This is a genomic window from Mesorhizobium sp. M0028, assembly GCF_040323855.1.
Lineage (GTDB): Bacteria > Pseudomonadota > Alphaproteobacteria > Rhizobiales > Rhizobiaceae > Mesorhizobium.
In genome coordinates, this window is sequence record NZ_JAMYVG010000003.1 from 42,204 (window position 1) to 55,553 (window position 13,350).

The 13,350-nt window shown below is 62.2% G+C and carries 12 protein-coding genes; 5 read left to right on the forward strand and 7 right to left on the reverse strand.

All coding sequences use genetic code 11. The features are described 5' to 3' along the window. Positions 1-3: 3 nt before the first annotated feature. From NKJ93_RS07955 to NKJ93_RS07970, 4 genes are all read right to left on the reverse strand, one after another. Positions 4-558, reverse strand: coding sequence for a hypothetical protein (locus tag NKJ93_RS07955; protein WP_352588473.1), 555 nt, complete (start codon positions 556-558; stop codon positions 4-6). A gap of 4 nt (positions 559-562) precedes the next feature. Further along, the gene (locus tag NKJ93_RS07960) at positions 563-1,042 is read right to left on the reverse strand and encodes a DUF3828 domain-containing protein (protein ID WP_352588476.1); all 480 of its coding nucleotides are present in this window, start codon (positions 1,040-1,042) and stop codon (positions 563-565) included. Positions 1,043-1,147: 105 nt separating this feature from the next. Beyond that, positions 1,148-2,797, reverse strand: a complete 1,650-nt coding sequence (locus NKJ93_RS07965) for an ABC transporter substrate-binding protein (protein WP_352481282.1) — start codon at positions 2,795-2,797, stop codon at positions 1,148-1,150. A gap of 41 nt (positions 2,798-2,838) precedes the next feature. Further along, on the reverse strand, positions 2,839-4,389 hold the full coding sequence (locus NKJ93_RS07970) for a trimethylamine methyltransferase family protein (protein ID WP_023717176.1): 1,551 nt from the start codon (positions 4,387-4,389) through the stop codon (positions 2,839-2,841). A gap of 91 nt (positions 4,390-4,480) precedes the next feature. Between NKJ93_RS07970 and NKJ93_RS07975 the strand changes: the two genes are divergently transcribed. Next, positions 4,481-5,383 (forward strand): LysR substrate-binding domain-containing protein, encoded by a 903-nt coding sequence (locus NKJ93_RS07975; RefSeq protein ID WP_023717175.1) that lies wholly within the window; start codon positions 4,481-4,483, stop codon positions 5,381-5,383. 20 nt (positions 5,384-5,403) lie between these two features. On the opposite strand, the gene NKJ93_RS07980 is transcribed toward NKJ93_RS07975, so the two are convergent. Continuing rightward, positions 5,404-6,393 (reverse strand): zinc-dependent alcohol dehydrogenase family protein, encoded by a 990-nt coding sequence (locus NKJ93_RS07980; RefSeq protein ID WP_352481283.1) that lies wholly within the window; start codon positions 6,391-6,393, stop codon positions 5,404-5,406. Positions 6,394-6,496: 103 nt separating this feature from the next. On the opposite strand from NKJ93_RS07980, the gene NKJ93_RS07985 reads away from it, so the two are divergent. Together NKJ93_RS07985 and mutL are read left to right on the forward strand one after the other, a co-directional pair. Then, positions 6,497-7,399 carry a LysR family transcriptional regulator gene (locus NKJ93_RS07985; RefSeq protein WP_352481317.1) on the forward strand — a complete coding sequence of 301 codons (903 nt, stop codon included), beginning with the start codon at positions 6,497-6,499 and terminating at the stop codon, positions 7,397-7,399. Positions 7,400-8,002: 603 nt separating this feature from the next. Further along, positions 8,003-9,862: a DNA mismatch repair endonuclease MutL gene (gene mutL, locus NKJ93_RS07990; RefSeq protein WP_023717172.1), complete on the forward strand. Its 1,860-nt coding sequence runs from the start codon at positions 8,003-8,005 to the stop codon at positions 9,860-9,862. Between the two features lie 65 nt (positions 9,863-9,927). On the opposite strand, the gene NKJ93_RS07995 is transcribed toward mutL, so the two are convergent. Then, positions 9,928-10,707 (reverse strand): hypothetical protein, encoded by a 780-nt coding sequence (locus tag NKJ93_RS07995; protein ID WP_352588479.1) that lies wholly within the window; start codon positions 10,705-10,707, stop codon positions 9,928-9,930. Positions 10,708-10,775: 68 nt separating this feature from the next. Further along, entirely contained in the window at positions 10,776-11,669 is an 894-nt protein-coding gene (locus NKJ93_RS08000; protein WP_352481285.1) for a DMT family transporter, read from the reverse strand. A 111-nt stretch (positions 11,670-11,780) separates the two neighbouring features. Between NKJ93_RS08000 and NKJ93_RS08005 the strand changes: the two genes are divergently transcribed. After that, entirely contained in the window at positions 11,781-12,686 is a 906-nt protein-coding gene (locus NKJ93_RS08005; RefSeq protein ID WP_352588482.1) for a LysR family transcriptional regulator, read from the forward strand. Between the two features lie 234 nt (positions 12,687-12,920). Then, complete coding sequence (locus NKJ93_RS08010; protein WP_031193470.1) at positions 12,921-13,154, forward strand: DUF2093 domain-containing protein; 234 nt, start codon at positions 12,921-12,923, stop codon at positions 13,152-13,154. Positions 13,155-13,350: the final 196 nt, after the last annotated feature.

Consider the following 13,350-nt stretch of genomic DNA (forward strand, 5'->3'; position numbering starts at 1 on the left):
TTCTCACTCACACTGGTATTGGCTGAGCGCCCATTCGCCTGTCACCGAGAGCAGGTCCGATATCTTCCAGTCGCCGTCGACCTTTTTGAGCTTCCATTCCAGCCGGTGCGGATTGCCGGAGGCGACGAAAGCGACAACGACCTTGGCCTGGTCGCCCTTGACCGCTTCGATGGTCTTCAGGCTCTTGTCGATCTCCGCCTCGTCGTATTCGGCATTGTCGAGCGCCATGTTGGGATCGAGGCACTCGCCCTGCCCCGACTTCCGCAGCGCGTCGCTCTTGTCCAGCACCGACTTTGCCGGATCGGTGAAATGGCCCCGCTGAGCCGGATCGACCTCGAGCCCGGCATGCTCGTAGAACGGCTTCACCACCGCCGTCGGCGAGCCCGGCTGCACGGGTGCGGCCGGTGCGTTTTCTGCCGGCGACTCTGCCGGCGGAGGTGCCGCGTTGTCGGCCGGCGCGTCTGCGGGCGGCGCGCCCAACAGGCCCTGAGCGGCGGCGCTGCTCAATCCGGCCAGCAGGCACGCAGTCGCCAGAACCCAGGGACGGCAGCGGAGCACGGCATCACTCCGGGGTCTGCCCGGCCAGACATTCGAGCGCACTGAGTGTCCAGCCGCTGGTCTTCGAGGTGATGTCGGCGACCTTCCACTGGCCATCGATCTTCCTGAGTGACCAGACCATTTCGCGTTTGGAATCATCGCCTTCCGGGAAAAGGTTGAACGTCGCTGTCACCTCGGCGCTGTCGCCATCCAGCGTTTCGGCCAGCGTCAGCGTCTTGGCCACGGTCTTCTCGTCATAGTCCTGCGCATCGAGACCAGGGGCGAAGTCGATGCAGGGAACTTCATCCGGATGGTTCTTTGCCGCGTTGTCGTTCAGTTCGAACAGTTTCGTCACCGGCGCGGTGAAGCGGTCGCGATATTGCGCATCGGCCTCGAATTTGACCGACGGGACATAGAAGAACTTCACGGCGTTGGCAGCAGGGCCGGCAAACGCGGCCGCCGGCAAGGCCATCGAAAGCGCGGCAACAAAAAGTGGCAGTTTCATGCGTGTCCCCGATTGTTCACTGACGGAAGCTATCAGTACCACGCATCTTGCCTGTCGGCTTTCTTGCGGTCCATGAAATCCTGCAACGCGTCCTCTGCTGGCAACTCAGGCGTTCAGCCAGACGTTCTGGAGATCCATCTCGAAGGTTTGGTGGACAGCGTAGTTCTTCACCTTCTCGTTCATGTGGCTGAACAGCTTCTGCCAAAACGGCTGAATGATGACGCCCGAATCCTGGAGGATCTGCTCGATGTCCTTCATGACCTCGCGGCGCTTTTCCACGTCGATGAGCGAGAGAGCCTGCTTGAGCTTGGCGTCGAAATCAGGATTCGAGTAGCCGGTTTCGTTCCAGGCCTCGCCGGTGCGATAGCCCAGCGCCAACACCTGGACGCCAAGCGGGCGCATGTACCAAATGGTCATGGAATAAGGATATTTGGTCCAGTCGTTCCAGAAAGTCGAACCCGGCAGCACGGTGCGCTTCACCTTGATCCCGGCGTCGCGCAACTGGCCGGCAATAGCGTCGCCGGTATTCTTTTGCCAATCGTCCTCGACGGTGATCAGTTCATGCTCGAAGTCGGCCTGCTTGGCCTCGGCCATCAGCTTCTTGGCGCCCGCGGCGTCACGTTTCTTCTTGGGCAGCGCGAAGTATTCCGGATGAATCGGGCTGACGTGATGGTTTTCACCAACAGTCCCTCGCCCGGCATAGCCAAGTTCGAGCACCGCCTGGTTGTCGACGGCCATTTGCAGGGCGTTGCGGACGCGCTTGTCGTCGTAGGGCTTGTGCGTGACGTTGGTCCGGGCAACGAGCGTGGTCGCTGTCGCGACCTCCGATTTTACCAGCCCCATCTTGTCGAGGATGTCTATGAAGTCGGCGGGCGTCTCGAAGTTGAGATCGATTTCGCCGGAGTCGAATGCATTTATCGACGCGTTGAAATCGGTTCCGTAGTCGATGAATTCGACGCCGTCGAGAAGCGCTTCACCGCCCCACCACTTGCCAGTCTCACGACGCTTGACGACCGCTTTCTGGCCGACCGCATAAGACACCAGTTCGAACGGCCCGGTGCCAATCGGCTTCTCGATCGGATTGGCACCGTCGGCGTCGAAGTTGCGATGGACCACCAGCGCCGGATAGTCGGTGAAGTTCGGGATCAGCGAGATGTCCGGCTCGTTCAGCTTCAGCTTGACCGTGTTGTCGTCGACCTTGGTGATCGCGCCATCCCTGGCCTTGCCGGTTTTTGCGTCGATCAGTGCACCGACGCGCGCGGCCATGGAATTGCCGGCTGCAGCCTTTTCGCACCAGCGCGTCAGATTGTAGGCCACATCATCGGCGCCGAAAGCATCACCATTGGTCCAGGTGATGCCCTTGCGCACATGCAGCACATATTCGGTGGCGTCGTCATTGACCTCCCAGCTTTCAAGCAGAACCGGCTCGAAAGTGAACTGGCGGGTGTAGCGGACAAGCGGCTCGAGCCAGCAGCGTGAAATGTTCGCAAGTTCCACCCAGTCGTAGGTGCGCGGGTCCTTTTGTGCCTTCACCGACATCGAAACATGCAGCGTGCCGCCTTTCTTCGGCTCTTCAGCCAAAGCCCGTTCTGGCACGGCAAGACCGATCATGCCGTAGGCAAGGGCCGTCGATGCGCCGAAAGCGCTTGCCAGAGCCAGAAACTCGCGCCGATCCACACGACCTGCACGCGCCTCGCTGGCCATCGCTTCGATGGCGCTCGGTACGCGATCACCATTGCTTCTGAAGAGTGTCATTTTTTCCTCCGTTATGGTTCCCATCGGGTCTTCGCCCGTTATCAACTAACGCTGTCCGGTAGTTTCTCCTCGCGCCGCGCAATCAAATCTTTGAGACCATCGGCGATGCCCTCATCGAGCTTCGGCTCCTCATAATCGGCGAGCATGTTGCGCGCTTTCTCGCGGCCGCGGGTGTCGTGGTCCTTTGCTCCTTCCGCCTTCCACTGTTCGAACGAATTGAAGTCCATGATGCTCGGTATGAAGAAGGCGGACTCGAAATGCTGGAGCGTGTGTTGGGTGCCGAGGAAATGGCCCTGCGGTCCGACCTCGCGGATAGCCGCCATAGCCTCCTTGAAATCGTCGAATGGCAGCCCGCCAGCATATTTGTACCAGCCGACAAGCTGCTCGCAGTCGGTGGCAAATTTCGAATAGCCGCAGGTCAGGCCGGCCTCGAGCCAACCGGCGGAGTGCCAGATGTAGTTGGCGCCGGCAAGGATGGCGGCATGCATCAGCATGTTCGCCTCGTAGCCCGCCTGGGCGTCGTTCAGCTTCGAACCGACATGGAAACCGGACGTGCGCCACGGCAGCCGATACTTCCGCGCCAGCGCGCCCATGAGATACATCATCTGGGCCGCCTCCGGCGTGCCGCCCATGGGAGCGCCGGTCTTCATGTCGACCGTCACCATGAACTGTCCGTAGATCTGCGGCGAACCCGGACGCAAGAGCTGTGTGAACGCGACGCCCGCCAGCGCTTCGGCATTGACCTGCGCGACCGCACCGACTGCAGAGGCCGAAGTCGAGGCGCCGCAAAGGGCGAAGGGCGCGAGGATCAGCGGCTGGTTGTGGCGCGCATAGACTTTCATCGCGTCCAGCATGGTGGCATCCCAGACCAGCGGCGAATTGCAGTTGGTGATCGCCACCAGGACCGGGTTGTCGCGGACATAGTCCTCGCCGAACACGATGCCTGCCATCGCCATCGTGTCTTCGGCTCGATCTTTGGAGGTCACGATGCCCATGAACGGCTTGTCGGAGTGCTTCAGCGCTGAATGGATGATGTGGAGGTGACGCTTCGGCACCGCGATTTCCATCGGCTCGCAGATGATCGAGCTCGACGAATGCAGCGCCGGCGCCATGTAGGCGAGCTTGTGGAAATTGTTGAGGTCGGCGAGTGTGCCGTAGCGCCTGTTGTTGTCGAGGTCGCGCACATAAGGCGCCCCGTACATCGGCACGAAGATGGAGTTGTTGCCACCCACACGTACGGAACGCTGGGGATTCCTCGCATTGAGCGTGAACTCCGACGGGACCTTCGAGACGAGGTCCATCAGCAGGGCGCGGTCGATCCGGACCCTTGTCTCGGAGACATCGGCGCCCGCCGCCTTCCACATTGCGATAGCCTCGTCGTCGCGGAACTCGCATCCCACCTCTTCGAGGATGCTGAGCGACTCCTGGTGGATGAGCTCCACCGCCTCGTCCGGGACCATCTGATACACCGGAATCTTGCGAACCAGGGTCGGAAATGACGCTACGGGAGCTCCCCGCAGCGCCTTGCGCCCCAGGCGGCCACCCGCGCGACGATTGGTATGTTCGCTCACTTCAACGGCCGGTGCGTTCATGGAGGCTCCATCTTCCTGTCTCGATCAATCTAGCCAGACAAAATGCAGCTGTGACGCTGGAAAATCCTGATCTCTTGTATAAGCTCAGCTTATGCGAAGCTTGCGCCATCTGCTGCCCTCGGCCGGCAGCCTGATCGTTTTCGAGGCCGCCGGCCGGCTGTCGAGCTTTACCGCCGCCGGGCGGGAGCTCGGCATGACGCAGGCTGCCGTCTCCTATGCGATCCGTGGGCTCGAGGAGCAGCTCGGCGCCAAACTCTTCCAGCGCCGCCACCGGCAAGTCAGCCTTACCGAGGCCGGCGATCGCTTTCACGCCGACGTCTCGCTCGGCCTGTCGCACATCCGCAAGTCGGCGGAAGATCTGCGCCAGATCGCCGTCGGCGCTCACGTGACGCTCGCCGCCTCGACCGCATTCGCCTCGTTCTGGATGATGCCGCGCCTGCAGCAGTTTCGCGACGAACTGCCGGGCATCGACCTGCGCATCCAGACCGCGGACCGCGATCTCGACATCATCGCCGAAGACATTCCGCTCGGCGTCCGCGGCGGCGAGCCCAAGGAATGGCCGGATTATCATTCGCTGCCGCTGGCCGATGAAGTGATATTCCCCGTCGCCGGCGTTAGTTATGTGGCCCGGTTCGGGCTGCCGGCGAACGTGAAGGACCTTCCATCGCATCGTCTCATTCATCTCGAAGAGCCGTTTCGCGAGGCCGCCAGCTGGGACGAATGGTTCGCCTCGGCCGGTGTCGACATCGCCGATGCCGGGCGTGGCTTGCGCATCAACGACTATGCGCTGGTGATCCAGGCAGTCATGGAAGGGCAAGGCATCGCGCTCGGCTGGGGTCATCTCGCCGAGCGGCTGCTGGCATCAGGGCTGCTGGTGCGCGTCACCGGCCACACAATGACGACCGGCAAGGGCTTTCATGTCATCTGGTCGAGGAACCGCGAGCTCAGCGACAACGCCCGCAAGGTGCGGGACTGGCTGGCGGCGCAAGCGTGAGGCTATCCCACAATGCCCGGTCAAACCGTCACGACGATCTTGCCGAATTGTTCGTTCGACTCGAGATAACGATGCGCCTCGACGATCTGATCAAACGGAAAGGTTCTAGCGATTGCGGGCTTCAGCGAACCCGATTTCAGTCCATCAAGGATGAATGTCTTGGCGGCCTGTAGCCGGGCCGGATCGCGCACGATCTCGTGGACGAGATAGCCGCGCAGCGTCAGCGTCTTGCCTAGCACTGCAGGTAACGGAAAAGGTGTCGGGTCGGGGCTCAAGCCGCCATATTCGATGAGAATGCCACCCAGTGCCATCGCTGCCGTCAGAGGCTCGAAGATCGGCCCGCCGACCGCGTCGAACACCACGCGCACGCCGTCCGGGCCGGCGATTTCCTTCAACCTAGCTTCCAGATCCACCTCTGCCGAGGCGATGACGTGGGCCGCGCCGAACTCAAGCAGAGTCCGCTTCTTGGCGGACGTCCGTGTGACGGCGATCGGGGTCGCGCCAACCAGGTTGGCAATCTGGATCGCCGCCAGTCCGACGCTGCTCGATGCCGCAGTGATGACGACAAAGTCCTTCCTGCCGAGTTTGGCAATGTCGATCAGCGCACCGTAGGCGGTGAGATATTGCATCCACGCAGCGGCGGCCTCTTCCCAGCTCAGCGATGGTGGATGCTTGACGACGAGCTCGGCGGGATATGTGGCAATCTCACCATAGGCAGGCCAGCGGGCCATCGACACTGGCGGCACGATGCTGACGGCATCGCCCGGCGCAAACCCGTCCACGCCTTCGCCGACCGTTTCGACGAGGCCAGCGGCCTCAAGCCCAAGACCAGAAGGCAACGGCGCGGTTTGGATATATCTGCCTGAACGCAGCAACGCCTCGGCCCGGTTCAGACCCAACGCCTTGACACGGATCTGGATCTCGCCTCGTCCCGGCGCAGGCATGTCGACATTCTCGATGCGCAGAACCTCGGGACCACCCAGCTCATAAAAACGAACGACACGCGCCATCGGTCACAACTCCAAAATATTTGCACTGAATGTGCTATGCCAGCGGCAATCAGGCGGATAAATAGCCGCTTGAGTAGATCAGTGGAAACTGTGGGTTTTGAATATGGATCGCCTTACCAGCATGGCCGTGTTCGTCAAAGCCGTCGACCTGGGCTCGTTCGCGGCCGCGGCGGCGGCTCTTGATCTGTCCGGGCCGATGGTCGGCAAGCATGTCCGGTTTCTCGAGGAGCGCCTGGGCGTGCGCCTCATCAACCGGACCACGCGCCGCCAAAGCCTGACAGATTTCGGGCGCACCTATCATGAACGCTGCCGGCTGGTGCTTGCCGAAGCAGAGGCCGCGGATGCGCTCGCCGCCGACCAGCTTGCCGAACCGCGCGGAAAGCTGCGCGTCCTCATGCCGGTGCATTTCGGCCGGCGCTGCGTTGCCCCGATCCTGTTCGGGCTTGCGCAGCAATATCCGGCGCTGGAACTTGACCTGTCGTTCAGCGACGCCCTCGCCGACCTCGCCGAGGACGGCTGCGACCTTGCCATCCGAACGGGCGATCTGGAGGACCAGGCCGGGGTGATGGCGCGGCGCGTCGCGCGCCAGCACATGGTCGTCTGCGCGTCGCCATCCTATCTCGACAGGCACGGCCAGCCGCAGGCGATAGATGACCTCGGCAGCCATCACGCGATCATCTACCGCCGTTCCGGGCGTGCCGTTCAGCCGTGGCTGTTTCCACGCAATGGCCAGCCTGCGACGGAGGTCAGGCTCGCTGGCAGATTGCGGCTCGACGATCTCGATGCCATCGCCGATGCCGCGGCCGCCGGCATGGGGCTCGCCTGGCTGCCATACTGGCTGGTTCGCCAGCGCATTCAGGCGGGCGTACTTGTCCCGCTATTGCCGGAACAGCCGAGGTTTCTCTATGACGCCCATGCGCTGTGGCTGCAGACGCCACATCTGCCGATGAAAGTCCGCCTTGCCGTCGATGCACTGGCGGCAGCGCTGCCCAAGCTCATGAGTTGAAGGCACGGTCGCGGTCAGCTGCGTGGATTTCCTCGAGAACGACCCGACGATTGAACAATAATCTATATGGTAAGATTTCGAATATACAGGAGGTAAACCAGAACAACTGCTAGCGATATCGAAATAATCGTCCAAATAGTGAACAAAATTACTCTTGCAATACGACTCTTTCGACGCTGTATCCATCGAGCGAAGTTTACCATTAAGTAATCTAGGATGACGTCCAAATGTCGCCTCCAACGGCCATTCGCTTCAGATTTTGGCCTTCGCCCGACTAAATCCACTAAGTCAATTGGGGGCCAAGCCCATTCACTTCAACAATATTCCTATCTCTACATCGTGGCGGGACAGCACCCCCCTCTGGCCTGCCGGCCATCTCCCCCGCAAGGGGGGAGATTGGCGGTTCATGCGTCCCGCCAACCTTTGAGACATTGGAGACTGGCGGAGGCCGAGGCGACATCCGATCTCCCCCCTTGCGGGGGAGATGGCCGGCAGGCCAGAGGGGGGTGGGACGGAGCGCAACGGAGCAGTCTCCCTGCCTTGCAACAATCAACGCTATTCTCCCCCTCCCGCATCGACCACGAATCCGCCTATAGTGCTGCCATGCCCATTCGCCAGCTTTCCGAAACGATGATCAACCAGATCGCCGCCGGCGAAGTCATCGAGCGTCCGGCAAGCGTGGTCAAGGAACTGGTCGAGAACGCGCTCGATGCCGGCGCCACGCGTGTCGAGATCGTCACCGCCGGCGGCGGGCTGAACCTGATCCGTGTCAGCGACGACGGCTCGGGCATTCCGGAAAAGGAACTGGCGCTGGCGATCGCGCGCCATTGCACCTCGAAGCTCGCCGACAACATCCACGACATCCGCTCGCTCGGCTTTCGCGGCGAGGCCTTGCCGTCGATCGGCTCGGTGGCGCGGCTGTCGATCCGCTCACGCACAGCGTCCAGTGAAAACGCCGCCGAGATCGGCATCGACGGCGGCCGCGTCTCCGCCGTCAGGCCGGCGGCGGCCAATCGCGGCACCACGGTCGAGGTGCGCGACCTGTTCTTCGCCACGCCGGCGCGGCTCAAATTCATGAAGGGTGAGCGCGCCGAAGGCTCGGCCATCGGCGACGTGGTCAAGCGCATCGCCATCGCCTTTCCCGCCGTGCGCTTCACGCTGGCCGGCCCGGACCGCTCGACGCTGGAGCTGCCGGCGACCGAGGACAGCCCGGAAGGCCGGCTGCGCCGGGTGGCACAGGTGATGGGCGCCGACTTTCCCGACAATGCGATCGCCATCGACGCGGTGCGGGACGGCGTGCACCTCGCCGGCCATGTCTCGGTGCCCTCCTTCACCCGCGCCAACGCCCTGCAGCAATATGCCTATGTCAACGGCCGCCCGGTGCGTGACAAATTGATCGCCGGCGCCATTCGCGGCGCCTTCGCCGACGTGCTGCCGCGCGACCGCCATGCCGTCACCGTGCTGTTCCTGACGCTCGATCCGGCGATCGTCGACGTCAACGTCCATCCGGCCAAGGCCGACGTGCGCTTCCGCGATCCGGGGCTGGTGCGCGGCCTGATCGTCGGCGCCATCCGCGAAGCACTGGCCCATGCCGGGATCCGCGCCGCCACCACCGGTGCCGCCGGCATGATGGCAGCGTTCCGGCCGGGCGCGGCATCCTATGCGCATGGCGGCCCGGCCAACGGTCACCGCAGTTACGAGGCCGCCTATCGGGCGTCGGGCTTTGCGGGTTTCGACCCTGCCCGTTCGCCGCAGCGGCCGCTCGATATGGGCTCTGCAAATGGCGGCTTCGGCGAGGACGAGCAGGCGGCCTTCGACGCCGGCCCACTGCACAGTGCCGACGCGCGCGCCGGACAGGATCAGGCGGCAGAGACGCTGCTCGGCACGGCATTGGGCGCGGCGCGCGCGCAAGTGCATGAGAACTACATCGTCGCCCAGACCAGGGATTCGCTTGTCATCGTCGACCAGCATGCGGCGCATGAGCGACTGGTTTACGAGGCCTTGAAGAACGCCCTCCACTCACGCGCGGTGCCGTCGCAGATGCTGCTGCTGCCCGAGATTGTCGACCTGCCGGAGGAAGACGCCGAGCGGCTTGCCATGCACTCCGAGACGCTGGCCCGCTTCGGCCTCGGCATCGAGCGCTTCGGCCCAGGCGCCGTTGCGGTGCGCGAGACGCCGTCGATGCTCGGCGAGACCAACGTCCAGCAGCTGGTGCGCGACCTCGCCGACGAGATCGCCGACAATGACACGGTCGGCACGCTGAAGGAGCGGCTGGACAGGATAGCCGCGACCATGGCCTGCCACGGCTCGGTACGTTCCGGCCGCCTGCTCAAACCGGAAGAGATGAACGCTCTGCTGCGCCAGATGGAGGCGACGCCCGGCTCCGGCACCTGCAACCACGGCCGCCCGACCTACATCGAACTCAAGCTGGCGGATATCGAGAGGCTGTTCGGGCGACGGTAAGCATTACCTGGGCAACGCCAAGCGAGGCACCCGCTCAATTCGCCAATTGATGATACTTCTTAGTTTTAAGAGAGAAAACATGTATAGCCAGCGCCGCCGCCACGAAAGTTTACTGAAATGATCTCGGCGATTTTTTCCGTCTGTTTTTGAACATTCATGTAGATTGGCGTCATCAGCATTCCCGCGTCGCAATTGTCGTCATCGAACTCGATCTCTTGATAGACTTTCTTGCTTCGCTTGCCGATGACTTGCAATTTTCGCATGCAAATTCCGGCTTCGGTTTTCGCGTAGATGCCTGAAAACCTGTCGGTGTCGGTCTGCGCCCAGAACGGGATCTCAACGGTTCCGTCAATCTTCCCGTCGCCGGTATCGTCCAGGCTCGCAACTTTCTTGAGCGTGACGGGATGTTTGTCCGCACCCTTGCTCCAGGTTCCTGTTGCGCCGCTTTCACCAATGTCGAGAGAAAATGGGCATCCACTGGTGTCGACGGGCGTTTTCGAACCCATGACCAGCACCCGGTCGAATTCCTTGTCGTCCGCAATCTCGCAAAGGAATACGCTGGTGCCGTTGATCTTGCCGTACACTGCTATCGGGCTTTGCTTCGCGTCGTAGAAATAGCTCCCCTCGACCGTAATCCCGCTGCCGAAACTGTCATTCCTCTGCAGCGACAGATGGACTGGGTTAGGCCCAATGAAACCTTCGTAGTTTTCGATCTGATACCAACCCGCGACGGCATTTTGGCTGAACAGCAACAAGAAAAAAATTGCGGAGATAAACTGCATTCCCATGTCGACCCCTCGCCATGCTTCGCAAACGCAATCAACATAGACGCCGGCCTGGCTCATGTCTGCATCGCAATGGTCGTCAGTAACGGCTCATGGTTTGAGTCGGGAAAAAGCTTCAATTATCTGAATCATCTCTTCAAATTCACCACGATAACGCCGCCGAGCGCCAGTGCGCCGCCGAGGATGCCGAACAGCGTCGGCACCTCGCCAAGCCAGAAGAAGCCGATCAGCGTCGCCACCGGCGACACCAGATAGAGGAAGTTCGAGGCACGCGCCGCGGGCAGTCGGGAAAGTGCTGTTGCCCAGGCAGCGTAGGCGATGAGGCTGGGCACGATGCCGAGAAAGATGACGGCGCCGAGCCCGGCGGTATCGGCGACCGCTGCCTGCGCCAGACCGCTCGGCAGGAATGGCGACAGGCAGAGCGCGCCAAGCACCATGTTCGAGGCCGAGATGGTCAGCGGGTGGTGGCGACCAAACAGCGGCTTCTGAACGATGGTGTTGACGGCCGAGCACAGCGCCGAGCCGAGGACAAGCAGCGCACCATTGTTGAAATGCAAGCCTTGCCCCTCGCCCATGGCGATGATGCCGATACCGGCGAAGGACAGGAATGTGCCGGCCCAGGCCAGGCCTGAGAAGCGTTCGCCGAGCAGCGCCATGGCCATGATCGCAGTGAAGATCGGGCTGATATTGATGATGAAGCCGGCCGCACCTGCCGAAACGGTCAGCTCGCCGAAATTGAGCATCACAGTGTAGAGCGCGACGAAGACGGCACCACCGAAGACAAAGCGCCAGAGTTCGTCGAGCCTGGGCAGAGCCGGCCGCTTGACCGCGAGAAAGATCGCCGCCGGAACCGCGGCGATGGCAAAGCGCAACGCGCCAAGTTCCAGCGGCCCGAAGGCGGCAAGGCCGGCGCGGATCGCCGGAAAGGCCGAAGCCCAGCCGACCACCGTCAGCGCCACCGCGATGGCAGCTGTGGCATCCATACGCTGTGTCGTATTCAACGTGCCGGTATAGACGCTCATCTCGGTGTCCTCGCGATCCAATGCCATGAAGTAGAGAAACGCTATTGCGCGTCGATTGACAAACGAACAAATCGAGTATCACCTGTGACTATGGATCACAGCTCAGACTCGATGCTGCCGCTTGAAACCCTGCGCGCCTTCGATGCCGCGGCGCGGGCAGGCAGCTTTTCGGCGGCGGCCGAGAAGCTCAACATCACCCATGGCGCCGTCAGCAGGCAGATCGCCAAGCTCGAGAACTGGCTCGGGCTGAAAGTCTTCGATCGCGGCGCGCGCGGCGTCTCGCTGACCGTCGAGGGCAATCGCCTGCATCTGCGCACCACCGAAGCCTTCGCCCTGATCGCCAGCAATTCGGATCGCTGGGTCGAGCCGCGCGGCACGGCGGTGGTGCGGCTGACCTCGATCCCCTCGGTCAGCGGGCTGTGGTTGATGCCGCGCATGGCGGCGCTGGAGAACCACCCGTCCAAGCTGCGCATCGTGCTCGACGTCGACATCCGCCAGGGCGATCTTGCCGACGAGGGCATCGACCTGTCGATCCGCTGCGGGCGCGGCCGCATTCCGGGCCGGATCTCGGTGCAGCTTTTCGAAGAATATGTGTTCCCGGTCGCCTCGCCGGAATTAGCCAGGGAGATCGGCCGCGGCGATCCGGCCCGGCTGCTCGAATTTCCGGTGATCAACGATTCCGACGCTTCGGCGTGGCGCGCCTGGTTTGCGGCGCAGGAGATGGACTATCGGCCGCGGCCGCACGACCGCCGTTTCGAGGATTACAACCTCGTGCTCGACGCCGCCGCGCACGGGCTCGGCATTGCGCTGGCGCGTCCGCCATTGACGGTGGACCAATTGAAATCGGGCCGCATCGTCGCCGTAGACGAGCGCCGTGCCGTCAGTCCGATATCCTACTGGCTCGACCGGCCGCTGGGGCGGCCGCGCGCCGCGGCAGCCGAACTTGCTCGTCGCATCGCAGTCCAGGCCGGGCTGCCAGCGGAGAGGATCGAAGAGTTTATCATCGCCGAAGAATGAGATGCCTGAAGCGCGTCGCGTTCGACCGGCCTCATGCGACGCGCTTCAGGTTCTTGTGTTTATGCATGTCGTTATCGCAAAACCGCTGCACACTTTTGCGCGACATGCATTGGCATCCGCTTTGCCGGCTTGTTCGAGCAAGTGTCACCAGAAACAGAGGCAGGCAAAGCCAACCAAGCTTGACCTCGCCGCAATTTGTGGCGATGACATCGTCATGAATTTCGGCTCCACCCCATGATGAACCGTTTCGAAGGCCCCGGCGGCAAGGAAGCCCGCATCCGCTATCTCGACGGCGATTTCCAGGTGACTAGCCCCGGCGCCTTCGTTCGCTGTGCGGTGACCGGCGAGAGCATCCCGCTCGACGAGCTCAAATATTGGAGTGTCGCCAGGCAGGAACCCTATCTGAATGCCGCTGCATCATTGCGCCGCGAGATCGAAGCGCATCCGGAACTGCGCCGCCGACGGTAGTCTGACGCAAATGCAAGTCGCCCCGTTGCGATCCTTCGCGCGCCGTCTCCTGCCGCGACGTCAAGCCAGCGACACCGAAACCTTAGAAGTTATCTTGAAATAAAAAACCCGCCTCGGGGCTCGAGGGCGGGTCGTCGGCGAATCATCACCATATACAAATTAGTAGCATAGCTGCCGGCACAAAGCAAGAACAAAA

What these genes read in the sequence shown, in the direction of transcription:
- NKJ93_RS08005 (WP_352588482.1), top strand. Translation starts at nt 11,781, where the DNA reads ATGCTGCCGCTTGAAACCCTGCGCGCCTTCGATGCCGCGGCGCGGGCA.
- NKJ93_RS08000 (WP_352481285.1), bottom strand. Translation starts at nt 11,669, where the DNA reads ATGAGCGTCTATACCGGCACGTTGAATACGACACAGCGTATGGATGCC.
- NKJ93_RS07985 (WP_352481317.1), top strand. Translation starts at nt 6,497, where the DNA reads ATGGATCGCCTTACCAGCATGGCCGTGTTCGTCAAAGCCGTCGACCTG.
- NKJ93_RS07995 (WP_352588479.1), bottom strand. Translation starts at nt 10,707, where the DNA reads ATGAGCCAGGCCGGCGTCTATGTTGATTGCGTTTGCGAAGCATGGCGA.
- mutL (WP_023717172.1), top strand. Translation starts at nt 8,003, where the DNA reads ATGCCCATTCGCCAGCTTTCCGAAACGATGATCAACCAGATCGCCGCC.
- NKJ93_RS07980 (WP_352481283.1), bottom strand. Translation starts at nt 6,393, where the DNA reads ATGGCGCGTGTCGTTCGTTTTTATGAGCTGGGTGGTCCCGAGGTTCTG.
- NKJ93_RS07970 (WP_023717176.1), bottom strand. Translation starts at nt 4,389, where the DNA reads ATGAACGCACCGGCCGTTGAAGTGAGCGAACATACCAATCGTCGCGCG.
- NKJ93_RS07960 (WP_352588476.1), bottom strand. Translation starts at nt 1,042, where the DNA reads ATGAAACTGCCACTTTTTGTTGCCGCGCTTTCGATGGCCTTGCCGGCG.
- NKJ93_RS08010 (WP_031193470.1), top strand. Translation starts at nt 12,921, where the DNA reads ATGATGAACCGTTTCGAAGGCCCCGGCGGCAAGGAAGCCCGCATCCGC.
- NKJ93_RS07965 (WP_352481282.1), bottom strand. Translation starts at nt 2,797, where the DNA reads ATGACACTCTTCAGAAGCAATGGTGATCGCGTACCGAGCGCCATCGAA.
- NKJ93_RS07975 (WP_023717175.1), top strand. Translation starts at nt 4,481, where the DNA reads ATGCGAAGCTTGCGCCATCTGCTGCCCTCGGCCGGCAGCCTGATCGTT.